The 23,623-nt window shown below is 45.8% G+C and carries 24 protein-coding genes and 1 riboswitch; of the genes, 15 read left to right on the top strand and 9 right to left on the bottom strand.

Annotated elements, in window-relative coordinates:
* Positions 1–806: glycoside hydrolase family 11 protein (locus BLW60_RS11215; protein WP_175460930.1), on the bottom strand; the 806-nt coding region annotated here is incomplete at its 3' end.
* 651 nt (positions 807–1,457) lie between these two features.
* On the opposite strand from BLW60_RS11215, the gene BLW60_RS11210 reads away from it, so the two are divergent.
* Positions 1,458–3,368 (top strand): GGDEF domain-containing protein, encoded by a 1,911-nt coding sequence (locus BLW60_RS11210; RefSeq protein WP_074717383.1) that lies wholly within the window; start codon positions 1,458–1,460, stop codon positions 3,366–3,368.
* 47 nt (positions 3,369–3,415) lie between these two features.
* Here BLW60_RS11210 and BLW60_RS11205 read toward each other — a convergent pair whose 3' ends face one another.
* The 5 genes from BLW60_RS11205 to asd all read right to left on the bottom strand — a co-directional run bounded on the left by BLW60_RS11205 (position 3,416) and on the right by asd (position 7,562).
* Positions 3,416–3,817 (bottom strand): PaaI family thioesterase, encoded by a 402-nt coding sequence (locus tag BLW60_RS11205; protein WP_081348221.1) that lies wholly within the window; start codon positions 3,815–3,817, stop codon positions 3,416–3,418.
* A gap of 3 nt (positions 3,818–3,820) precedes the next feature.
* Positions 3,821–4,384, bottom strand: coding sequence for a GNAT family N-acetyltransferase (locus BLW60_RS11200; protein ID WP_074717381.1), 564 nt, complete (start codon positions 4,382–4,384; stop codon positions 3,821–3,823).
* A gap of 81 nt (positions 4,385–4,465) precedes the next feature.
* Positions 4,466–5,215, bottom strand: coding sequence for a 4-hydroxy-tetrahydrodipicolinate reductase (dapB, locus tag BLW60_RS11195; protein ID WP_074717379.1), 750 nt, complete (start codon positions 5,213–5,215; stop codon positions 4,466–4,468).
* A 130-nt stretch (positions 5,216–5,345) separates the two neighbouring features.
* Positions 5,346–6,236, bottom strand: a complete 891-nt coding sequence (gene dapA, locus BLW60_RS11190; protein ID WP_074717373.1) for a 4-hydroxy-tetrahydrodipicolinate synthase — start codon at positions 6,234–6,236, stop codon at positions 5,346–5,348.
* A gap of 246 nt (positions 6,237–6,482) precedes the next feature.
* Positions 6,483–7,562, bottom strand: a complete 1,080-nt coding sequence (gene asd / locus BLW60_RS11185; protein ID WP_028516839.1) for an aspartate-semialdehyde dehydrogenase — start codon at positions 7,560–7,562, stop codon at positions 6,483–6,485.
* A gap of 102 nt (positions 7,563–7,664) precedes the next feature.
* Positions 7,665–7,836: riboswitch (Lysine riboswitch) on the bottom strand.
* Between the two features lie 264 nt (positions 7,837–8,100).
* Between asd and queA the strand changes: the two genes are divergently transcribed.
* From queA to BLW60_RS11130, 11 genes are all read left to right on the top strand, one after another.
* Positions 8,101–9,132 carry a tRNA preQ1(34) S-adenosylmethionine ribosyltransferase-isomerase QueA gene (gene queA / locus BLW60_RS11180; RefSeq protein ID WP_074717372.1) on the top strand — a complete coding sequence of 344 codons (1,032 nt, stop codon included), beginning with the start codon at positions 8,101–8,103 and terminating at the stop codon, positions 9,130–9,132.
* A gap of 25 nt (positions 9,133–9,157) precedes the next feature.
* On the top strand, positions 9,158–9,535 hold the full coding sequence (locus BLW60_RS11175) for a hypothetical protein (protein WP_074717371.1): 378 nt from the start codon (positions 9,158–9,160) through the stop codon (positions 9,533–9,535).
* A gap of 24 nt (positions 9,536–9,559) precedes the next feature.
* Positions 9,560–10,690 (top strand): tRNA guanosine(34) transglycosylase Tgt, encoded by a 1,131-nt coding sequence (gene tgt, locus BLW60_RS11170; RefSeq protein ID WP_074717370.1) that lies wholly within the window; start codon positions 9,560–9,562, stop codon positions 10,688–10,690.
* 33 nt (positions 10,691–10,723) lie between these two features.
* Positions 10,724–13,111: a hypothetical protein gene (locus BLW60_RS11165; RefSeq protein ID WP_074717369.1), complete on the top strand. Its 2,388-nt coding sequence runs from the start codon at positions 10,724–10,726 to the stop codon at positions 13,109–13,111.
* 3 nt (positions 13,112–13,114) lie between these two features.
* Positions 13,115–13,432: a GIY-YIG nuclease family protein gene (locus BLW60_RS11160; RefSeq protein WP_074717367.1), complete on the top strand. Its 318-nt coding sequence runs from the start codon at positions 13,115–13,117 to the stop codon at positions 13,430–13,432.
* 3 nt (positions 13,433–13,435) lie between these two features.
* Entirely contained in the window at positions 13,436–14,683 is a 1,248-nt protein-coding gene (gene hflX / locus BLW60_RS11155; RefSeq protein WP_074717365.1) for a GTPase HflX, read from the top strand.
* Positions 14,684–15,062: 379 nt separating this feature from the next.
* Positions 15,063–16,343: a methionine gamma-lyase family protein gene (locus BLW60_RS11150; protein ID WP_074717363.1), complete on the top strand. Its 1,281-nt coding sequence runs from the start codon at positions 15,063–15,065 to the stop codon at positions 16,341–16,343.
* Positions 16,344–16,526: 183 nt separating this feature from the next.
* Complete coding sequence (locus BLW60_RS11145; protein WP_028516769.1) at positions 16,527–16,868, top strand: phenylpyruvate tautomerase MIF-related protein; 342 nt, start codon at positions 16,527–16,529, stop codon at positions 16,866–16,868.
* A 10-nt stretch (positions 16,869–16,878) separates the two neighbouring features.
* Positions 16,879–18,192: a dockerin type I repeat-containing protein gene (locus tag BLW60_RS11140; RefSeq protein WP_074717361.1), complete on the top strand. Its 1,314-nt coding sequence runs from the start codon at positions 16,879–16,881 to the stop codon at positions 18,190–18,192.
* Positions 18,193–18,517: 325 nt separating this feature from the next.
* Positions 18,518–19,441 (top strand): hypothetical protein, encoded by a 924-nt coding sequence (locus BLW60_RS11135; RefSeq protein ID WP_074717359.1) that lies wholly within the window; start codon positions 18,518–18,520, stop codon positions 19,439–19,441.
* Positions 19,442–19,619: 178 nt separating this feature from the next.
* The gene (locus BLW60_RS11130) at positions 19,620–20,018 is read left to right on the top strand and encodes a hypothetical protein (RefSeq protein WP_074717357.1); all 399 of its coding nucleotides are present in this window, start codon (positions 19,620–19,622) and stop codon (positions 20,016–20,018) included.
* 54 nt (positions 20,019–20,072) lie between these two features.
* Here the strand turns inward: BLW60_RS11130 and ispF are convergent, their stop codons facing one another.
* Entirely contained in the window at positions 20,073–20,549 is a 477-nt protein-coding gene (gene ispF / locus BLW60_RS11125) for a 2-C-methyl-D-erythritol 2,4-cyclodiphosphate synthase (RefSeq protein WP_074717355.1), read from the bottom strand.
* Positions 20,550–20,691: 142 nt separating this feature from the next.
* Positions 20,692–21,888: a cation:proton antiporter gene (locus BLW60_RS11120; RefSeq protein WP_074717353.1), complete on the bottom strand. Its 1,197-nt coding sequence runs from the start codon at positions 21,886–21,888 to the stop codon at positions 20,692–20,694.
* 240 nt (positions 21,889–22,128) lie between these two features.
* On the opposite strand from BLW60_RS11120, the gene rpsF reads away from it, so the two are divergent.
* From rpsF to rpsR, 3 genes are read left to right on the top strand one after another with little or no spacing between them, the layout of a single operon-like run.
* On the top strand, positions 22,129–22,425 hold the full coding sequence (gene rpsF / locus BLW60_RS11115; protein WP_028514575.1) for a 30S ribosomal protein S6: 297 nt from the start codon (positions 22,129–22,131) through the stop codon (positions 22,423–22,425).
* Positions 22,426–22,454: 29 nt separating this feature from the next.
* Entirely contained in the window at positions 22,455–22,970 is a 516-nt protein-coding gene (locus tag BLW60_RS11110; RefSeq protein ID WP_074717351.1) for a single-stranded DNA-binding protein, read from the top strand.
* A gap of 39 nt (positions 22,971–23,009) precedes the next feature.
* Positions 23,010–23,252, top strand: coding sequence for a 30S ribosomal protein S18 (gene rpsR / locus BLW60_RS11105; protein WP_028516774.1), 243 nt, complete (start codon positions 23,010–23,012; stop codon positions 23,250–23,252).
* Between the two features lie 105 nt (positions 23,253–23,357).
* Here rpsR and BLW60_RS11100 read toward each other — a convergent pair whose 3' ends face one another.
* Positions 23,358–23,576, bottom strand: coding sequence for a DUF378 domain-containing protein (locus tag BLW60_RS11100; RefSeq protein WP_074717349.1), 219 nt, complete (start codon positions 23,574–23,576; stop codon positions 23,358–23,360).
* Between the last annotated feature and the right edge of the window lie 47 nt (positions 23,577–23,623).

Below are 23,623 nucleotides of genomic sequence, written 5' to 3'. Positions count from 1 at the left end.
CCGTTATCATCAGCCTTTACTGTCTGTACAGGTGTTGTTGTGCCCGGATTCGGATTGTCACCGAGACCGTTCTCGTAAACTCTTACGCTCTTTACATTAGCAGATCCGTTTGATCTGTAACCTTCGATATTGAGTGATACTTCGTAAAGTGTACCTGACATATCGAGGCCTGCCTTTGACCATGCATCAAAGTGCTTGCCGACATGGATAGTACCGCTCATCTTGTTCATCTGGTTATTAGCTGAACCGCTTGTTTTACGAATGCTCCAGTACTGTGGGAATGTTGCTGTACCGTCAAGTGATGGCTGGTTGTAACGCATTGTCTTAGCAATGTCGTATGTGTTTCCGTCAAGAGTTACTGTACCCTTGCTCTCTGCGCCGTTTCCGGGTGGTCTCCAGTCGCCCCAGCCTTCAACGATGTAGTATTCCATAAGAGGATTTCTTGTCCAGCCGTATACGCACATATACGAGTTTCCTCTTGGAGTGTACTCAACGTCATAAGTAAGAGTGATATCAGAGCCTATGCTCTTATAATTCTGCTTCTTACTGTCATAGTTCTTGCCCATACGAGCAAGGAAGTTCTCAATGTTGCTCCATGAGCAGGTAAATGATCCTGCACCTGGCTGCATTGAAACCTGACCTTGACCATTCTGATTCCACATTTCATAGTCGTATCCGCCGATATTGCCTCTTGTCTGCTGGTCAGCAGCATTTGCTACTACAGCAGGAACAGCAGGGATACTTGAAGCAACCATCAGTGCAGTAATGCCTGCGCTGACAAATCTTTTAAAGTTGCTCTTTTTCATGTCGATCATTCCTCACTTTCATTTCGTAATAATAAATGATATCTTCTCGTCTTGGCTAAGGAAAAGCACAAAAACACTATGCTGTTTTCGCGTCCCTCCTCTTCCTTAGCTTCTGTTATCATTTTATTACATTTCTGTGAACTATTCAAGTCAAAATTTGCTAACAATAATTTCACTTGCTCATTTTTTGCTGTTTTTGTACATTTTAGCCGCTGAATGTTGCGTATTTTTATACACTCTACTGTGATAGCACTTTAACTTGCTATTTTTCGAGGAAAAATGCTATTTACAAGTGGTAGATTTATTGTAAAATATTACTTTTTGTGCTGACTTTTTTCCTTTCAACTATATTATATATTTATAGCATATACACAAAAATTATATTGATTGCCACCCACCGTTTTACAATTTGACGGCAGTGATTTTCCCCTCATTATATAAAAATGGTCAGTAATATTTTCCACTTTATATTATGATTTTACCATTTTACAGCTTTATATTATTAAATTTTCTTTTGTAGGTATGCACAAAGAGGAACATTTTCAGATGTGTAAAACACCGAAAAAATTCTCAAAACCTTTATTTTTTTATATGGATATATTATAATATAAATAAGTATAAACTTATTTTCTGATTTTTAGAGGGGATAATATGGATTCTGGGAACACTAAAAAGATCGCAGTTGTTGTTTCGGCACTTGACGAAGAGTATCAGAACAACATTATATGCGGTATAAACCGATCTGCTGAAGAGAACCAGCTGAGCGTGTCATTTTTCGCTGCTTTCGGCGGACTTGTCAACAACAGAAGATTCGATCTCGGCGAATACAGTATCTACGACCTGATAGATTATTCAAAATTCGACGGTATATTGCTTATGCTAAACACTTTTGGCGATCCCGAGATCCGTCACAAGCTCCTCAGTGATATAACCGCCGCACACAAGCCTACAGTTGTTTTTGAACCTACAGACGATCCTGAGTTCTACAGTATATGTATCGATAACTACTCCGTAATGAAAGAGCTGGTCGAGCATATAATCAAGCATCATCATGCTAAGGTCATCAACTGCATAACAGGTCCTCTCGCAAATCCCGAAGCGCGTCTGCGCTTTGATGCTGTTCGTGAGGCAATGGCTGAAAACGGTGTGGAGCTTGATGAAAAGCGCGTTTTTTACGGTAATTTCCGCAGCCACGACGGCAAGGAAGCTATCGACGAATTCGTAAGGTCGGGACTTTCACTTCCCGATGCTTTTATATGTGCCAATGACAGCATGGCTCTTACAGTAGTATCTTCACTGGAAAAATACGGGTATAAAGTACCTGACGACGTTATCGTTACAGGTTTTGACAATACGTTCAACGCCCGTAATTCTTCCCCAGCACTTACAACTGTAAAGCGTCCGCTTTTTGAAGCAGGCTATAAAGCCTGTGATATCCTTGTAAATCTGCTCTACGGCAATAAACAGCCGAAAGCCACTATACTTAAATCGTCACCTGTTTTCTCTGAAAGCTGCGGCTGTACAGACGAAACTGCCGACGACCTTAAAACATACAAGAAGAAAACCTACAACCGCATGGAAGTCACGAACAATAATATCCACGCGCTCAATAAGCTCACTGCCGAGCTTGCAGGTGCCGAGACCGTAGCTTCGACCTTTGAGGTCATCGCTCAGAACATGAACGACCTTAATCTTGAAAAGTTCTGCCTCTGTCTTATTGAGGACTGGCAGGAGACTTACGTTTCCGCTCCCGACCTTTCAAGCCGCACAGGCTATTCCAGATATATGACAGCTCCGCTTATTCTTGATAAAGGCAGCCGAAGAAGCGTTGACCTTTTCCCGAGCAGGGATATGTTCCCCGATGGCTTCGGCAAAGGCTTTGAAGTCAATTATTTTCTCCCTCTCCATTTCAGCGAGAGATGCCTCGGATATTACATAATCACCAACAGTGATTTCCCTATATCAAGTCTGCTGTGCCATACTCTTACAATGGATCTCAGCATCTCAATTGAAAATATACGCAAGCTCTGCCATATCAACAAGGCTATGGACGAGCTCAACCGCCTGTATGTCATCGATCCCCTCTGCAATATCTATAACCGCAACGGTTTCTTCAATATTGCCGAGAATATATTCAAAGAAAGTATCGCCCACCATAATAAAGTATTGATAAGCTTTATAGATATGGACGGTCTGAAGTACATCAATGACAACTACGGTCACAATGAGGGAGACTTTGCTATACAGCGTCTTGCAGCCATTATACGCAAGTGCAGCGGCACAAGAAGGGTCTGTGCCCGTTTCGGCGGTGACGAATTCGTTATCCTTACCGCAAATGCTCACGAAAACGATGCGGAGGAGCTTGAAAACTGCTTCTATGACGAGCTTGAAAACATAAACAGTATAGTAAAAAAGCCCTATACCATATCCGCAAGTATCGGAAGTATAATCACTTCCGAAGAAGATGACGACACTATCTACGATGTCATCGACAAAGCCGATGACAAGATGTACGCTGTCAAAAAGGAAAAGAAAAGAGCAAGGCTCTCCGAATTTGTATAAAAATAAAGTCTCTTTATTCAGTACAAACTGATAAAAGAGACTTTTTTTTACGCTTTTCTGAATCCCATGCACTGCACGGCAGCAACAGGATTTCCCTGCTCATCGCGTATATCCACGTTGTAACAGCAGATGCTCCTGCCGTCCTTTATGAGCTTTGCCTCTGCGATAATTCGCTGAGTTTTCGGCACTCCGATAAACGAAGCATCGCAGTTGAGTCCTACTACTCCTGCTTTCTGCCAGTTTGAAGCCACAGCAAATGCAAAATCCGCAAGTGTGAAGTAAACTCCGCCCATTATACCGCCGACAGCATTCTTGTGATGCTCGTTTATAACAAGGCTCACCTTTGCGTAATGGTCGTCTATCTCATCGATGACTGCTCCCATTTCAGTGGCAAATCGGTCATTTCTGAACAATTCTCGTACTTTTTCAAGTGTTTCTATATCAGCCATAAATTACCTCCTGTTTTCGTATTCTTCTCGTAATATGGAGAAATAGTTCCTGCCCACATACTGCCCGTCCATAAAGAAATAGTCCCTGAGAGTGCCCTCAAACGTAAGTCCGCATTTCTCGATGACCTTCCTTGAAGGAGCATTTATAGTCTTGCAGCATATCTGAACTTTATGCAAGTTCATCTTATCAAATCCGAAAGCTATAACAGCTTTTGCAGCCTCTGTAGCATAGCCCCTGCACTGGAACTGCGCACCTATGCAGTACTCTATCTCCGCAAAATGATTTTTGCTGTCAACGAGGAAATATGCTATCTGTCCGATACATTCACCGTTTTCCCTGCTGATAACAGCCCAGCGGTAATAGTCCTCACGGGTATAGTTTCCGATGTACTTGTCAAGAAGTCCATTTGTCTCCTCTAATGTGGAATACGTAGGCTCTGAGTACATTTTCTGCACATTTTCATCGCTTGCCCAGTTCTTAAAGACCGCCTCGCAGTCCGAATACTCAAATCGTCTGAGTATAAGTCTTTCTGTTTCAATAGTCTGTGTACCTATATGTGTCAGCATTACTTTCCCCTTTCATTTTTCGATAAATTATTCATCAAATAAATCTCCCCTGACATAGGAACTACATCAGGGGAAGATGTCTTATACAAGTTTTGACATATCGTAAAGTCCCGGCTTCTGATCCTTGAGGAATACAGCCGCATTTACAGCACCTGCTGCAAAAACTGTCTTTGAAGCAGCGGAATGAGAAAGTGTGATTACCTCGTCATTTCCTGCAAAAATAACATCATGCTCACCTACGATAGTGCCTCCGCGGATAGCGTGCATACCGATCTCCGACTTTTCACGCTTCTGACGGCGTGAGTGACGGTCGTAAACATAGTGCTTTGAATTGTCAAGAGTCTCATTGATAGCGTTTGCAAGCATGATAGCTGTACCGCTTGGTGCGTCTATCTTCTGATTGTGATGCTTTTCAACTATCTCGATATCGAACTGATCGCCCAGTACGGCAGCTGCCTTCTTAGCAAGCTCTACAAGGAGATTGATACCGAGAGACATATTGAATGTAAAGAAAACAGGTATCTGCTGTGCAGCAGCCTTGATCTTTGCGATCTGCTCGTCACTGTAGCCTGTTGCACCTATTACTAAAGGAGTACCTGTTGAGAAGCAATAGTCCAGAAGTCCGTCCAGTGAAGCAGGATTTGAAAAGTCGATTATTACATCGGGCTTTACGGGGAGCTGTGCAGGAGTCTCAACTATTGGGAAATCTGCGTACTCCTTGGTATAGATATCAATGCCTGCAATGACCTTGCAGTCCTCGCGCTCTGATGCGCAGTTGTAGATATTCTTGCCCATTTTGCCGTTAGCACCGCAAATAGCAATATTGGTCATTTTTCTTTCTCCTTTACTTTAAAATATAATTCCGTATATAATGTAGGGGAGCCCGCCCTCGGGCTCCCGCGAAATATCTTAGAATATCGTGGGAGGGCGAGGGCGCCCTCCCCTACAAGATAATGTTCAGTTATTTGACAAGTCCATGCTTTACAAGTGTAGCTCTGAGCTTAGCGTTATGCTCCTCTGTCATCTCGCAGAGCGGCAGACGGCAAGGACCTGCATTCCAGCCCACCATATTCATAGCTTCCTTTACAGGTATAGGATTTACCTCAATAAACAGGTCATTGATTATATCAAGATACTTGATCTGGAGCTTCATAGCTTCTGCAAAGTTGTTATCAAGGCAGAGCTGCACCATATCGTGCATTTCCTTTGGAATAACGTGTGAAGCAACAGAGATAACGCCCTTTCCGCCAAGTGACATGATAGGAACTACCATATCATCATTACCGCTGTAGATGTCTATATCATCACCGCAGGCAGCAGCAAGCTTTGCAACATAGCTGATATTGCCGCTTGCTTCCTTGATAGCAGCGATATTTCTGTGCTTTGCAAGCTCCTTTACTGTAGCCACATCGAAACCGCAGCCTGTTCTGCTGGGAACATTGTAAAGGATTATCGGGATATTAACAGCATCAGCAATAGCTGTAAAGTGAGCGATAAGTCCCTTCTGTGTAGCCTTATTATAATAAGGAGTAACGTGGAGAAGTGCGTCTGCACCTGCTGCCTCAGCTTCCTTTGAAAGCTCGACAGCATAGTGTGTATCGTTGCTGCCTGCACCTGCAATAACAGGAACTCTGCCTGCAACGTGCTTTACAGCGAACTTGATGCAGTCGCGGTGCTCATCATCTGTCATAGTTGCGGACTCACCTGTAGTGCCGCAGATAACAACAGCGTCAGTGCCCTTAGCGATCTGGTCGTCGATGATACGTCCGAGCTCGTCATAGTTGATAGAACCGTCGGCGTTCATCGGAGTGATTATAGCAATTGCTGCGCCGGTGAAAATTGTATTCTTCATAGCTATTTTCCTTTCATAAAATGGAATGGGACGTCGAGAACGCCGTCCCCTACGCAATATTCATGCAGTATATTTATTAATTTCATGGGGCTGACGTTCCCGATAGCCCTTTGAACTGCGGAACGCCGAGGGCGGCGTTCCCTACATCTTAATTATTATGTGCTGTAAGCGATAGCAGACTTTGTTTTTTTCTGAAAGTCAGCGAGTTTACGAGCGACAACGTGGAAGCCCGCGGGGGCTCCCCGCTTAGTCAAAATATCCCTTTGCTGCAAGGAGTTCAGCAAGGAGGACACCGCCGCCTGCTGCACCTCTTAATGTATTATGTGAAAGACAAACGAACTTATAATCGTACTGTGAATCCTCACGGAGACGACCTGTTGAAACAGCCATACCGCCTTCGAGATTTCTGTCAAGCTTAGCCTGCGGACGGTCATTCTCCTCGAAATAGTGGATGAACTGCTTTGGAGCGCTTGGGAGCTGGAGCTCCTGAGGAACGCCCTTGAAATCAGCCCAGAGTTTAAGTATCTCTTCCTTTGAAGGCTTGTTCTCGAATGTTACGAATACAGCAGCTGTATGTCCGTCTGAAACAGGCACACGGAGACACTGTGTTGTAATGTTTGGAGCTGTAGCCTTTACGATCTCGTTGCCCTTGATCTCGCCCCATACCTTGAGCGGCTCCTGCTCGGACTTCTCTTCCTCACCGCCGATGTAAGGGATAAGGTTATCTACCATTTCAGGCCATGTCTCGAAATTCTTTCCTGCGCCTGATATCGCCTGATAAGTACAAGCCAGAACGTTCTTCAGGCCGAACTTTCTAAGTGGGTGAAGTGCAGGAACATAGCTCTGGATAGAGCAGTTTGACTTAACTGCGATGAAGCCTCTCTTTGTACCGAGACGCTCACGCTGAGCCTTGATGATCTCGATGTGCTCGGGGTTTATCTCAGGCACTACCATAGGAACATCAGGTGTAAATCTGTGTGCGGAGTTATTTGAAACGATAGGGCACTCAGCCTTAGCATATGCCTCTTCGAGAGCCTTTATCTCGTCCTTCTTCATATCAACGGCACAGAAGCAGAAATCTACCATGCCAGCGATCTTCTCGATATCGTTTGTTGCGTCCATGAGGACCATGTCCTTCATAGCTGCCGGCATAGGAACAGCCATCTTCCAGCGGCTTCCTGCTGCCTGCTCATATGTCTGACCTGCACTTCTTGGTGAAGCTGCAAGCACCTTTACATTAAACCAGGGGTGGTTCTCCAGCAGAGTTGCAAATCTCTGTCCTACCATGCCCGTTGCGCCTATAATACCAACATTATACTGTTTCATATTGACCTCTCCTTAAAAAAATTTTCCATAAAATAACAAAAACCGGTTGCAAACCGGCTCATCATGCGTTATAATAGAAATGTTGACATATCAGAAATAAAATATGCCGATAGCTCTCCATCAAAGCATGATGACAGCTGCAAACCTGTTGAGTGTGCAGCCAGAGCTGAATTTACCAAAGACAGCTCTTCGGCGGCATTGCCTTTCGCTGAACACCATCGGACGGGTCGTCCCGTGTACAGGTACTATTCGCAGCCGCGCCTCTACCTTGTAACTATAATAGCACTTAAATCAGCTATTGTCAATACATTCTTGAAAATTTTATTTCAGCCGTTAGCTGTTAGCCATTAGCCGTTAGCTTGTAGGGGCGGATATTATCCGCCCGCAATGTAGGGAACGTCTTACATAACAAACGGAACGCCGAGGGTGACTCCCTATAGTATAGGGAGATGTCCGAAGGACAGAGGGTCGCGGCGCCTGTTGGGCGGCGTTCCCTACTAAAGGCTAAGGGCTAAAGGCTAAACAGAAGGAGATATTAATGGAACTTCTTAAATCCGATTTTTACTATGAGCTTCCCGAGGAGCTCATCGCTCAGACTCCAATAGAGCCGCGCAACGCCTCACGAATGATGTGCGTTGACCGCAAAACGGGAGCAATAACCCACGACCACTTCTATAATCTATGCGACCACCTCAAGGAAGGTGACTTGCTGGTAATGAACGATTCACGAGTTATCCCTGCAAGACTTTACGGTGAAAAAGTGGGAAACCAGACATTCATCGAGTTTCTTCTGCTTGAACAGAAGGGCGACAAACGCTGGGAGATAATCTGCCGTCCGGGCAAAAAAGCCAAGGTGGGCACACGCTTCTCATTCGGCGGCGGAAGGCTGATCGCCGAGGTCGTTGAAGTCAAGGACGACGGCAACCGCATCGTACAGTTCGAATGCGAGGGCAACTTCTTTACCGCTCTCGAAGATGTGGGACAGATGCCACTTCCGCCTTACATAAAGGAAAAGCTCGAGAACCGTGAACGCTATCAGACGGTATATTCAAAGGAGCTTGGTTCAGCAGCCGCTCCCACAGCAGGTCTGCACTTTACTCCCGAAATGCTGGACGACCTGCGCTCACGGGGCATAAAGACTGCTTTCGTAACTCTCCATGTGGGGCTGGGTACATTCCGTCCTGTCAAGGAAGATAACGTTCTCGACCACAAAATGCACAGTGAGCATTACTATCTTCCGAAGGAGACTGCCGACCTCATAAACGAAACAAAGGCAAATGGCGGACGAGTTATAGCTGTAGGAACTACCACCTGCCGCACACTTGAAAGCGTTGCAAGTTTTTACGGCAATATTTCCGAACACGAGGGATATACCGACATATTCATCTACCCGTCCTATGAATTCAAATGCATAGACGGACTCATAACAAACTTCCATCTTCCCGAAAGTACGCTCATAATGCTTGTTTCCGCTTTCATGGGATACGAGAATACAATGACAGCTTATAAGACAGCAGTCGAAGAAAAATACAGATTTTTCAGCTTCGGCGACAGTATGTGTATACTTTAAAATAATATTGAAGGGAAAAATAAAAATGACTGACACTGAACTTTTTGATTTTTTTAAAGGAATTATTGATTCAGAGGAAGGACCTATCATCATCTGCAATATGGATTACAGGATAATTTACGAAAATCCTGCTGCTGTTAAATACTACGCTCCTGCTTCCCCCCTCACAGGAAAGCTCCTTGAGACCTACATGGACGAGGAAATGATGAGCAAGGTCGTAATGAGCGTTGAGTGGTTCAAGGAAGATGAGAAGAATAATAAGGTATTTGCACTTCATGACGCTCATAATAACATGGATATGTATATACTTGCAATAAGAAATTCAAAGTCAGAGCTTATCGGCTTTTACGGCAGACGCGAAGACAGAAATCCCGATGAAGGCAAAATGTTCGACCTTGACTGATAAATAAAATGCAAAGGAGAAGCTATGTTCAAACTTCTTAAAACAGACAATAAAGCCCGAAGAGGTACTTTCGAGACCGTTCACGGCACTTTCCAGACACCCTGCTTTATGAATGTAGGTACTGCCGCAGCCATAAAGGGCGGCATATCCTCAGTTGACCTTAAAGGGCTGAAAACACAGGTAGAGCTCTGCAACACCTACCACCTGCACCTCCGCCCGGGCGACCACGTAGTAAAGCAAATGGGCGGTCTGCACAAGTTTATGAACTGGGATAAGCCTATCCTTACCGACAGCGGCGGATTTCAGGTATTCTCCCTTGCTCAGCTGCGAAAAATAAAGGAAGAGGGCGTATACTTCGCTTCTCATATCGACGGTCACCGCATATTCATGGGCCCCGAGGAAAGTATGCAGATACAGTCCAACCTTGCCTCCACTATAGCTATGGCATTTGACGAATGTATCGAAAATCCCTCCCCTTATAAATATGTTGCTGACTCTATCGAGCGCACAACTCGCTGGCTCATACGATGCAAGGAGGAAATGGCTCGCCTGAACAGCCTTCCCGATACCATAAACAAGCACCAGATGCTTTTCGGCATAAATCAGGGCTCCACCTTTGACGACCTGCGCATAAAGCACATGGAGGACATCGCCAAGCTCGACCTTGACGGCTACGCTATCGGCGGACTTGCCGTAGGTGAAGCAACCGAGGAGATGTACCGCATAATCGACGTAGTAGAGCCTTATATGCCTGTAAATAAACCGCGCTACCTCATGGGAGTAGGAACTCCGTCAAATATAATCGAGGCTGTAGCAAGAGGCGTGGATATGTTCGACTGCGTAATGCCCAGCCGCAATGCCCGTCACGCAACTGTTTTCACATGGAGCGGTATAATGCACCTTACCAACAAGTGCTACGAAACTGATCCGCGCCCTGTCGATGAGCAGTGTGACTGCCCTACCTGCCGCAATTTCAGCCGCGCCTATGTGCGCCACCTGTTCAAGGCAAACGAACAGCTTGCAGGCAGACTTGCAGTACAGCACAACCTCTATTTCTACAATACGCTCACCGAAAAAATACGCGAAGCCATTGACGAGGACCGCTTCAAGCAGTTCCGCGGAAAATATTCCCAGCTTCTCGCCACAAGAATATAATATCACGGCATAACGCCATAATACGGAGTTTATATGAATACGTTCCTGTTTGTTTTAATGCTTGCGGTCTCTGTCGCAGTGACCGCTGTTTTTCTGCATGAGATAAAATGCGACATCAACGGTCACAGCAAAATAAATCCCAAAACCAAGAGCCTGCGCGGTCTTTCGCGCTGCACTGCGGTACTTCTTATATTCATAGCAGCCGCAGAGGCTTTCGGCATAATAAAGATTAGCGAATACAAGGGTGCTTTTCTCATGCTCGGTGCAGCAGCAGGCTTGTCCATGCTCGCCTGTACTCTCAACAAAAAGAAAAAGTACCACACCGTTCAAACATTCGTTAAAGCCCTGCTCATAGCCACTGTGCTTGAAGCCACCATATTCAGTATACCCACATTCCGTCTCTGGTTCGGCAGCTACGGAGAAATGAGCTTTTCAGCACAGGAGCTGTCTGACGGCAGCGATATCGAATACCGTCCCGACAAAGACGATATAGCCGTTATCGGCGACCGTACCACTACCTTCACATTCAAGGGCATCAGCGAACAGGTTGCCGATGTTTTCGTGGATATCGACTTTGGCAAGAACACCAAGGCTGCAAATGTATCCATTGATGCTATGGACGAAACAAGAACAAACGACTACAGAAAGATGATAGCCGAGGGTACTCTTGTCAAGGACAAACCCCATTCACACTATATACAGCTCCACCTTTCGGGCGATGTGAGCAGCCTTAAACTTACAGTATCTCCCCTTGACGAGGGCATGGTATACATTAAAGGCATAACCTTAAACAAACAGATACCTATGAGCATCTCATGGGCAAGACTGTTCCTTATCGTATTTGCAGCCTGCTTCTGGCAGCTCATGATGAAAAGCAAGACCATGCAGTACAGTTTCACCAAGAACAAAAAGATATTCCGTCTTGCCTGCGTTATCATAACCGATATCGCCTGTCTTGCGGCAGTACTCATAACCTTCACAAAGCTCGACAACACTTCTATCACCGATATAATGAAGCGTCCGTCGGGAAATCAGATGACTCAGGAGCTTGTTGAAGCCTTTGAGCACGGCAGCACTCACCTGCTGACCGAGCCGACCGACGAGCTCAACAACTTCCCTACTCCCTACAACAGCGACGCACTTGATGAAGCTCATATCCGCTATCAGTGGGATCATGTTTACTTCGATCAGCAGTATTTCAGCTATTACGGTATAGCTCCCGTTGTACTGGTATTCCTGCCGTATCATCTTCTTACGGGATATTTCTTCCCCGATTCTATGGCAGTCCTCCTGTTTGCTGTCATAGGCATGATAGGACTTACCAAACTCTACAAGGAATTCCTCAAGAAGTTCTTCCCCAAAACTCCCACAGGAATAGCCATAGCGGGACTTATCCTCATTCAGACCGTAAGCGGCGTATGGTTCAGCATCGGCAGACCTCTTTTCTATGAGGTGGCAATGTCCGCAGGCTTCGCAGCGCTTACGTGGGCGGTATATTTCATGTTCTCCGCCAACATAATAGGTACAGAAAAGCCCATACTCAGCAGAACAGCTATATCCTCACTTCTCTTTGCCATAGCAGTTCTCTGCCGTCCTACACTTGTACTCTACTGCATAACCGCAGCACTGTTCATGCTGCTTGCACTGCCCCGTGTATCAGCATCGGGCAAAAAGGGCGAAAGCAAGCTTTTCACAGCTTCGGGAGCACGTTTCCTCTGCTGTGCCATAATACCAATGGCTTGTATAGGTCTTGTGCAGATGTGGTACAACTACGACCGTTTCGGCTCGCCGTTTGAATTCGGCATACAGTATTCACTTACTATCAACGACTTCACAAAGACACAGTTCCACAGCCGTCTTTCATGGACAGCCCTGTACAACTACTTCCTCAATCCGCCTATGTTCAAGACCTATTATCCTATTATCGGCACTGAGTTCCAGTTTATGAACGCAGGAGGATTTTTCTACGCAGACCTTAATTCCACAGCAAATACTTCGGGACTTTTCTTCCTTGCACTTCCTATGTTCGCATATCTGCTCTCGGGCAAGGCACTGAAAAAAGTCCGCGGCGGAAGAAAGCAGAAGCTCCTTTACGCAGCATACATCGCTATCCCCTGCCTTTTCATACCATTCGGCATCGTTGCTTCCGTATGGGAAAGCGGCTATGCAGTAAGATACATGGTGGATTTCGCATGGCAGTCTCTCCTCGGCGCATACACTATCATATTCTTCATCTACAGCCGACTTGACGACCCAACAAAGAAAAAGCTCATATCCGCCTTTATGTGGTTCTCAGTCATGTGGGGACTTGTAGTAGGCGGCGTACAGGAATTCAATCAGGCATTCCGCTTTGATGTCTACAACAGAGAATTCCCCGAAATGGCTTACGAAGTCCAGAGAATGTTCGCATTCTGGGTATAAGCAATGTACTATATCTATATCATAAAATGTGAGGGAGACCTGCTGTACACTGGCATTACCACTGATGTGGAACGCCGCATGAGCGAGCATTTCGGCAGAACGGAAAAATGCGCGAAATATACACGTTCACACAAAGCAGTCTCTCTCGAAGCTCTCTGGAGCTGTGAAAACCGCAGTCTCGCTTCAAAGCTCGAATACCGAATAAAGCAGCTCTCCAAAGCGCAAAAGCTGAAGCTCATTGCCGACAACAGCTGCTTTGGAGAGCTTTTTGGTACAGAGCTTTCCGAAAAATACACCCGTGAGACTATTGACAAGGAGTAATATATGTACGAAAACAAGACTGAGGATCTCCCCATAAAGACTGTCCTCGCCTGTGTTGATACAGGTGAATTCGACGCGGAGGTCTCCATAAACGAGCTGGCAGAGCTGGCTGCTACGGCTAACGCCGATGTAGTGGGAAAGATAATACAGAAGCGTCCTGCCTATGACTCTGCCACCTGCATGGGCGCAGGCAGACTGGAGGAGCTGAAAGAGCAGCTTGAAGCTCTCGAAGCCGAGCTTGTCATATTCGACCATGAGCTCACAGGCGTACAGGTAAGAAATATCGAGCAGATACTTGACGTGCGCGTTATCGACCGCACTACGCTCATACTCGACATCTTCGCCCAGCGCGCAAGGACAAAAGAGGGTAAATTACAGGTCGAGCTCGCACAGCAGAAGTACCGACTCCCACGTCTTACAGGCATGGGCACTGCCCTTTCCAGACTGGGCGGCGGTATCGGCACAAGAGGTCCGGGCGAAACAAAGCTCGAAACTGACAAGCGTCATATCCGCAAGCGTATAAGCTACCTTGAAGCTGAGCTTGAGGAACTTAAAAAGCACCGTAACTTCTCACGCTCACGACGCAAAAAGGACGGCGTACTGTGCGCAGCTATAGTTGGATATACCAACGTAGGCAAGTCCACGCTGCTGAACGCACTGACTGATGCAGGAGTTCTTGCCGAAAACAAGCTTTTTGCCACACTTGATATCACATCGCGCTCAATAGAGCTTCCCGACGGCAGGAGCGTAATGCTCATAGATACTGTCGGACTTATCAGACGGCTTCCCCATAATCTTGTTGAAGCTTTCAAGTCCACACTTGAAGAAGCAGCTGCTGCAGATATAATCCTGAATGTGCAGGACTTATCCTCACCCGAGATAAAAGAGCAGGCAGAGGTCACAGCAAGTCTGCTCAACGAGCTCGGCTGCGAGGGCATACCGCAGATATACGTTATGAACAAGGCTGATGCCGCACCGTTCACGGACACGGTGTTCGAGGACGACAATACAGTTATGATAAGTGCGAAGGAGCAGACGGGCTTTGACAAGCTCCTTGAATGTATAATGAAAAATCTGCCCGAGACTGCAAAACGCATGAAGCTGCTCGTCCCCTACGATAAAGGCGGCTTTATCGGCAAAATAAGGCAGGACGGCAAGATATTCTCCGAGGAATACGCCGAAAACGGCACTCTCATCGACGCACTTATTGATGTAAAGCTCATCAAGGAAGCGGAGAACTATAAAGTCTGAGGACTTTTCCGCGAAAATACGTTGACACGGACACTTAAAAACGCTATAATTAAGTTATGAGTTGAGAATTGAGAGTTGAGAGTTAATATGTTCGCTGCGCTCACATTATTTAAATAATGTCGCTGCGGCGACACCATAACTGTCAACTCTAAACTCTAAACTAAATCCAAATTTAGCTTTGCTAAATTTGGATTTGAGCCATTAGCCCATTATAGGGGCGGATATTATCCTCCCGTGTATGACTTGCGCAATAAATAACATGAACCAATGTGTAGGGGAGGGCGCCCTCGCCCTCCCGCGTGGGTATTTATTATTATTGCGGGAGCCCGAGGGCGGGCTCCCCTACAAATGTAAATTATGATTTAAGAAAGGATAATAAATGAACAGTAAAATAAATGAGATATACGGCTTCGACGGCAGACTCACAGAGCTGGCTGCTCAGGCTGAGAAGAACTGCGCAGAGGCATTTGCAAGAATTGACGCTAATGCCGAATACTGCGGAGCAAAGGTGCTCAAAGCTTTCTCCGACAACAAGGTAAGCGAGCCCTGCTTCTATGGCTCAACAGGCTACGGCTACGGCGATATGGGACGCGATGTAATCGACAAGGTATTCGCTCAGGCACTCGGTGCAGAGGACGCCCTCGTGCGCTTCAACTTTGTTTCGGGCACTCACGCTCTTTCCGTTGCACTCTTCGGTGTGCTCAGAACAGGCGATAAAATAGTATCTGTCACAGGCAAGCCCTACGATACCCTCGAAGAAGTTATCGGTATCAGCGGCAGAAAAGGCAAAGGCTCACTCATGGACTACGGCGTTGAATACGGTCAGGTAGACCTTAACGCTGACGGCACTCCAAAGCTTGATGAGATAACCGAAGCCGTAAAGGGAGCTAAAGTCGCTTACATACAGCGTTCCCGCGGCTATTCTCTCCGCGGAGCTTTCACCATTGCGGATATCGAAAAAATGGCAGCTGCAGCAAAAAAAGGCAATCCCGACATCATCGTAATGGTAGACAACTGCTACGGTGAATTCGTTGAGGACCGCGAGCCTGTTTCCGTAGGTGCTGATATCATCATCGGCTCACTTATCAAGAACGCAGGCGGCGGTATCGCACGTACAGGCGGATATATCGCAGGAAGAGCAGACCTTGTGGAGCTTTGCTCATACAGACTTACCTGTGTGGGCATGGGCAAGGAGGTAGGCTGTACCCTCGGTATGAACCGCGAAATGCTTCTGGGACTTTTCTTTGCTCCCGATGTTGTAGCTAATGCTATCAAGACCTGTACTTTCGCAAGTGAGCTTTTCACACTTCTCGGCTTTGAGTGTTCACCGCGCAAGGACGAGCCTCGCGGCGATATCATAACTGCTGTAAAGCTCGGTGACGAGAAGCATCTCTGCGCATTCTGCCGCGGAATACAGAAAGGTGCTCCCGTGGACTCTTTTGTAACTCCCGAGCCTTGGGATATGCCGGGCTATTCAAGTCAGGTCATCATGGCAGCAGGAGCTTTTACAAACGGCGCATCAATAGAGCTTTCAGCCGATGCACCACTTCGTGAACCATATGCAGTCTGGATGCAGGGCGGCATAACCTACACAAGCGGCAAGCTTGGCGTAATGCTTGCAGCACAGGAAATGCTCTCTGACGGACTCATCAAAATTTAGCTTTGCTAAATTCTGATTTATAATGCGGAATTAAGAATTCGGAATTAGGAATTATGGTTGTTTGCCATTTGGCAAACAGAATAAAAATAACTCTTTAATTCATCGGCGTAAGCCGACACATTCAATTCCGCATTCCGAATTACGAATTCCGAATTAAATTTATTAAAAAGGGAGGAAAATATTATGCCATTCATCAATGTCAAAACAAACGTATCTGTTTCCGAGGAGCAGAAAATATCCATCAAATCCGCTATGGGACGCGCTATCACAGCTATCCCCGGCAAGTCCGAGGGCTGGCTCATGGTAGGCATCGAGCCTGAGTACGACCTCTGGTTCAAGGGTGAGGACGCTCCTGCTGCTATGGTAGAGGTATCTATCTTCGGCAGTGCTTCTTCAAACGCTCTTGTAACTCTCACAAGCCATATCACAGGCATTCTCACAGACAATATCGGCATACCGTCCGACCGTGTGTATGTCAAGTACACAAGCACCAACGACTGGGGCTGGAACGGTTCAAATTTCTGAGGTGATACGAATGAAATTCAAAAGAATTTGCGGCATACTGACCGCATTTGCCATATGTACAGCCGCCTGCGTGCCCACAATAGCTGAAAAAGCTGCTCCTGTGCTCCATGCTTCCGCAGACGAATGGTGCTTCGCAGGAGAGACCTGCGATCCGCTCCACGACACTTCACGTGATATCCAGAAAGAGGGCGTGGGAAATCCGCTTAACTTCGGCGAGAGAAACACTCCTGCGGACGCTTCCACAGCGGAGATACGTGCGATCAACCACAAAATGACCGTGCAGGAGGTCAAGTACGCGCTCTACAAGGAAATAGACGAGCACTGGGATCTTATCTCCACACGTCTCGGACAGACTGACCGTGAAAAGATGTACGCTCTCTTCCTCGGACTGGGCTCAAGAGAGTCCACACTCGGCGAGGGCAAGATAGGTTCAGACCATGAAACAGCCTACGAGGACGGCTGGGGAGTAAACTCCGCTCACGCATACGGTACTTTGCAGACTGCCGTTACCGCTTTCAAGGACTGCGATCCTAAGTTCATGCCCGAGGACAACGTACCCGAAATGTATCAGTATTCGTTTACAGAGTCCAACTTCTATGACTGCATAATCTCAAATCATATGGGTATCAGAAAGATACTCCACTTTGCCGAGATATGCATCAACGAGCAGGGAATGAACGACTATCAGGTAATAAGAAACAGCCTTAAAGGCTTCAACACAGGCTGGTGTACCAAGGCTGAGGACGACGGTGCATACGCTACATACGCAGATGAAATATGTGCAATGGCGCAGTTCTACTACTATGAGGGACACCTCTACGACAACGTGTTCACATGGACATCTGCAAACGGCGAAAAGATCAATAAATACCGTACTCCCGACCGCTGGGACTGGTGGGGCGACGGTGTACCAAGCATGGCTCCAATAGAGGAAAAGCAGGAAACTACCACATCAACTACTACTACCACAACAACAACAACAACAACAACTACTACTACGACCACTACAACTACTACATCAGCAACTACCACATCTGAAGAGACTACAACATCTACCGCAACTACAAGCTTCGCAATGGGCGATGCACTTTACGGCGACGCTAACTGCGATAACACCATTGATATGTCAGACATCGTACTGATAATGCAGTCACTTGCAAATCCGAACAAGTATGACATCAACGGTACTGACGAGCATCACATCACTATGCAGGGAAAGGTGAACGCTGACGTTGACCTTTCAAGCAAGGGCGTAACTTCAAACGATGCCCTGCGCATACAGGAGTATCTCCTCCACAAGATAGACAGTCTCGATCCGAAATAAACAAAAAGCCATAGTATTGCCGAATTCATCGGGGTACTATGGCTTTTTTTATGACCGGCTATCACCGCCGCTTATTTTTACTGGTTGTAGACAAAAATTTTCAATATACTTTCTGAAATCTATTGACAAACGCTTTCCATTATGTTATAATTCACATAGAATTTACAAATAATAGAAAAAATTTAATAAGATATTCAGTACCGATCAAAAGAAATTCGTTTCAGTAAGACCGCTGTAACTATTTACGCAAGGCTAAATATAGTAAAAATACGCTTTTGAGATAATTTTTCTCAACGCGGTTGTTTTATTTATAAGGAGGTTTTTTATGAACAAGTTTATGAAAAAAGCAATGGCAGCAGCTTGTGCTCTGGCTGTTGTCGGCGGTGTACCGACAGCTTTCGGTACTGAAATTTTCCCACCTGCCCTCACAGCAAGTGCCGCTGAAAACGAGGTAACACTGACAGAGGCACAGGTAGAGCTTGCAAGTTCTATCACTCTGGACTTCTATGCAGATAAAAGTTCTTTAGCTGCTGCAAGTGTCGACAGTGTTGAATTGTCAGGTCCTAACGGTGTAAAAAATATATCTGTTGACGCAGACAGCGAAGTATTTAGCTATGATCTTTACCCAACACAGCTTGGTGAGGATGTTACTATCAAGTTCAAGAATGGCGATGATATAGTAAAGATCGCTGACAAGGGCGAAAGCTTCAAATACACTGTAAATGACTACTGTGCAGCTGTTGAAGCAGGTTCTTCGACTGATTATACCGATGAGGCAAAGAACGCAGCAAAATCTCTTAAAAACCTCGGCATTGCATCTGACAACTACTTCAACAATAAAGATACTGCTATCACATTCATGGATGAAAGCTATGACCTCAGTTCATATGCACCTGATTTTGGTGAAGATACAACTGCAAAGATCTCTCTCTTACTTGATTCAATTACTAAGTTCAGAGTATATATAGATGGTCTTACAGTTCCTGAGTCAGCTGATCTCGAAGACAGTGATGGTGTAACTTCAATTTATTCACAAAACGGTAAGAATGGCAAGGCTTGCTTTGAAAGTACATTCCTTTACCCACAGTTTTTCAGTGAAGTACAGACAATAACATACGGTTCAAAGACATACAAGGCTTCTGCACTTTCATACTGTTTCCGCGCACTGAATTCTTCAGATGCCAAGACTCAGAATATAGGCAAGGCTGCATATGAGTATTATAAATATATAACTGCTTATCTTGCATAATGATCTTTGAGATTTGTCCAAAGGAGGTAAGTCACAATGGAAAAGTACATCAGCCCCGAGCTTGAAATAATCGAATTCGAGTCAGAAGACGTGATCACAACAAGTATTCCTGAAACAGACGGAATATAAATAATAAACAGGCAGTCCACGCGGCTGCCTGTTGTTTTAAGGAGAATATATGAAAAGGATAATACCCGTTTTGCTGCTGTCAGTTCTCATGCTGACAGGCTGCAAAAACGATGATTCATCGGACAAAGGCGCATCATCGTCCGCGACCACAACTGTAACGTCTGCCGAAACGACTACTGCAACGACTACCGAGCAGACCACGACCGCCGAAAAAACAACGAGCAAAGCTTCAACAACTACTGTTACAACTACAACTGCCGCTTCTGCCACAACTGCAAAAAGCACAGACAATCAGCAGACAGCCGCAGCCGTTACGGAGCTTAACGTACCGAAGGAAACTACCCCCACAACGGCAGCAACGGAAGCAGCTACTCAGCCCCCTACCGAGGAAACGACCACCACAAAGGAAAAAGAGTCTGTAAAGCTCCCGAAAGTACCGCTCTCATAAGCGTATTGAATATTGATAAAGGGCGGAATTATCCGCCCTTTTTGCTGCATATATTTACTTATTATACATAAGTGCGACCGCATGAGCAGACATACCCAGCTTTTCGCCTGTAAAGCCGAGATGCTCCTCAGTTGTAGCCTTAACGCTTATCTGCGAAACATCGCAGCCGCACACCTTTGCGATATTCTCACGCATTGTCATAATATGTGGAGCCAGCTTAGGTGACTGAGCAATAACAGTAGCGTCTATATTGCCTATCTCCCAGCCTGCTTCGCGTACTCTGCGGCATACCTCTTCCATGAGCTTCATGCTGTCTGCGTCCTTGAAGCTGTCATCGTTATCGGGAAAAAGATGACCTATATCGCCCATTGCAAGAGCACCGAGCATTGCGTCCATTATCGCATGAACGAGAACATCTGCGTCCGAGTGTCCGAGAAGTCCTGTAGTATGAGGTATCTCCACACCTCCGAGAATGAGCTTTCTGCCCTCAACGAGCTTGTGTACATCGTAACCGTGACCTATTCTGAACATATTGATTCTCCTTCTGATTAAGTTGAGAGTTTAGAGTTTAGAGTTGAAAGTTGTGGAGCCGCCTTCGGCGACATTATTTAAATAATGTGAGCGGAGCGAACACATTAACTCTCAACTCTCAACTTTGCGTGTACGCACAAAATTATGATTTTTCTTCCAAAACTGCATCGTCTGACTTGCCAAAAAGCAGCTTCAGCACCACAGGTGTTACAATACTTGATACTATAATAAGAAGTATTACTGCCGTAAAGTATGACGAGTCGATAATACCGAGTCCAAGTCCCTTATTGGTAATGATAAGAGCCACCTCACCGCGCGTCATCATTCCTGCGCCGATTTTAAGGCAGTCCTTCCAGCTGTACTTAAAGCACTTAGATACAAGTCCGCAGCCGATGACCTTTGCGAGCATTGCAACGATAACAAATCCGACTGAGAACACTATCATGCTCGAATCCACGTTGCTGAAATCGGTTTTAAGTCCGATACCAACGAAGAACACAGGTGCAAAGAACATATAACCGTTGATATTTACACGGCGGTCGATATACTCCGCATCACGTACATTGCAGAGGATAATTCCTGCGATATACGCGCCTGTGATATCAGCGATACCGAAATACTTCTCGGCAACATAAGCCATGATGAAGCAAAGAGTTATAGCGATTATCGGTATACGTCTTGTGTGAGCGTGTCTCTCGTCGTAAAACTTGAACAGCTTATAGAATATGTATCCGAGTACCAGTGACAGCACAAGGAAAAGTCCTATTTTTCCCGTAACAACGAGAGTATTGCTGTTCGGGTCTTTAAATCCGAGCACAAATGTCAGCACTATCATACCGATAACATCATCAATGATAGCCGCACTGAGTATAGTCTGTCCCACACGGGTCTTGAGCTTGCCAAGCTCCTTCAGCACCTCTACCGTTATGCCTACCGACGTAGCCGTCATTATACAGCCGATAAACACAGCCTTGAAGAATTCGTCCGAGCCGAATGTTGAAAAGCCGTAAATACACATATACAGCAGACTTCCGCCCACAAGTGGCACTAATACTCCCACACAGGCTATCATAAACGCCGCAAAGCCCGATTTTTTCAGCTCCTGCAAATTCGTTTCAAGACCTGCCGAGAACATGATAAGTATAACGCCTATCTCCGCCATCTGACTTATGAAATCAGAGGGCTGGACAAGTCCTCTCCACAGGCATGGTCCGATGAGCAGACCTGCGATTATCTCTCCCACGACCATAGGTGCTCTCAGCCTTCTTGCAAGAAGTCCCGCACCCTTTGCACATATAAATATGATAGCAAGGTCTTTGAGTATATTATAAGTTTCCATTCATATCCATATCCTTTCGTAAATAAAGGGAGCACGACCGCTCCCATATATCCTTATTATACTATGAACTTTGTCAGATGTCAACTTTTTTGAAAAATATCTTGAAACAACTTCAAAAAAAATGCTTGACAAGCCTTGAATGAAATGGTATAATATTTGAGTATCTTGTGCAAACAGATACTATTATTATCCTTGCCCGCAGTAAGTTGTCGGGCATGATCCCAGAAGGAGGTGTGCTAAATGGCAAAGGTATCCGCTAAGTATGAAGTAATGGTTGTTTTCAGCCTCAAGAACGGCGAAGAGCCAATGAAGGCTCTCGTAGAGAAGTTCAAGGAAAGAATCGAGCGTCACGCTGAAGCTGTTGAAGTCAACGAGGATTGGGGTAAGCGTAAGCTTGCATATCCTATCGAGGACGAGACTGAGGGTTACTACGTGATCTACACATTCCAGTCACAGCCTGATTATCCTGCTGAGCTTTCAAGACGTCTTAACATCGCAGACGGCGTTCTTCGTTCACTCGTAACAGTTGTTGAATAATTCTACTTCATTAATTAGGAGGCGGTCAGATGAATAAGGTTATTTTAATGGGCAGACTCACTGCTGATCCCGAGCTTAGACAAACTCAGAGCGGTATTGCTTCTTGCAGATTCACTATTGCAGTGAACAGACGCTTTGTAGATAAGAACAGCGGCGAAAGACAGGCTGATTTTATCACTTGTGTAGCATGGAGACAGCAGGCTGAATTCATCACCCGTTATTTTAATAAGGGCAGCATGATCTGTGTTGAGGGCAACCTCAGAACAGGAAGCTATCAGGACAAAAACCACTCTGATGTAACTCATTACACCACAGAGGTATTTGTTGATAACGTTGAATTCACAGGTTCAAAGTCAGAGTCAGGAACAAACGGCGGCGGTTATCAGAATAACGGCGGCTACGGTGCTCCCCAGAACAATTACAATAACAATTATTCCGCTCCTCCGCAGCAGGCAGCTCCACAGCAGCCCGCTAATGACAGTATGTCTTACGGCAACCTCAGCGATTTTGAGGAAATACTCAGTGACGGCGACGTGCCGTTCTGAGTCAGTTAACTTTACTTTATTACGATAGGAGGAAAAGTCATGGAAAAGGAAAGAAATGCCCGTCCGGCAAAGAAGCCTCGCAAGAAGGTTTGTATGTTCTGCGCTGACAGAATCGAGAAGATCGACTATAAGGATCTCGCTAAGCTCAGAAAGTGCATGACTGAGAGAGCTAAGATTCTTCCAAGACGTGTAACAGGCACTTGCGCTTACCACCAGCGTGAGCTCACAGTTGCTATCAAGAGAGCAAGACACATCGCTCTGCTTCCTTACATCAGCGACTAATCATAAAATTCAAGGGAGGCATTATGCCTCCCTTTTTGCATATCCACAAAACAGCTTCTTATGTAACGCTCCTTACGGCATCGGCAAAGGAGCGGTCAAATGGGGCTACCGGTCGATATTCTGAACAGCAAGCTCCTCATCTCTGCGGAAGAGAAGAGAGATGCACCATACTGCCGAGATAGCTACAAGTATGAAAACTGCACGGCTTATGACACTGTCAGCACCGCCGAAAAGCCATGCTACAATGTCAAATTCAAAAATACCGACTAATCCCCAGTTTATTCCTCCGATAATCAGAAGAATAAGAGCAAGTTTGTCCCACATATTGAGAACACCTCTTTATTCGGGATTTGAAACCACTGACGGCGGAT

Source organism: Ruminococcus flavefaciens (assembly GCF_900108555.1).
GTDB lineage: Bacteria > Bacillota > Clostridia > Oscillospirales > Ruminococcaceae > Ruminococcus > Ruminococcus flavefaciens_P.
The sequence above is the reverse complement of the archived record's forward strand: the minus strand, read 5'-3'. Positions and strand labels throughout refer to the sequence as shown.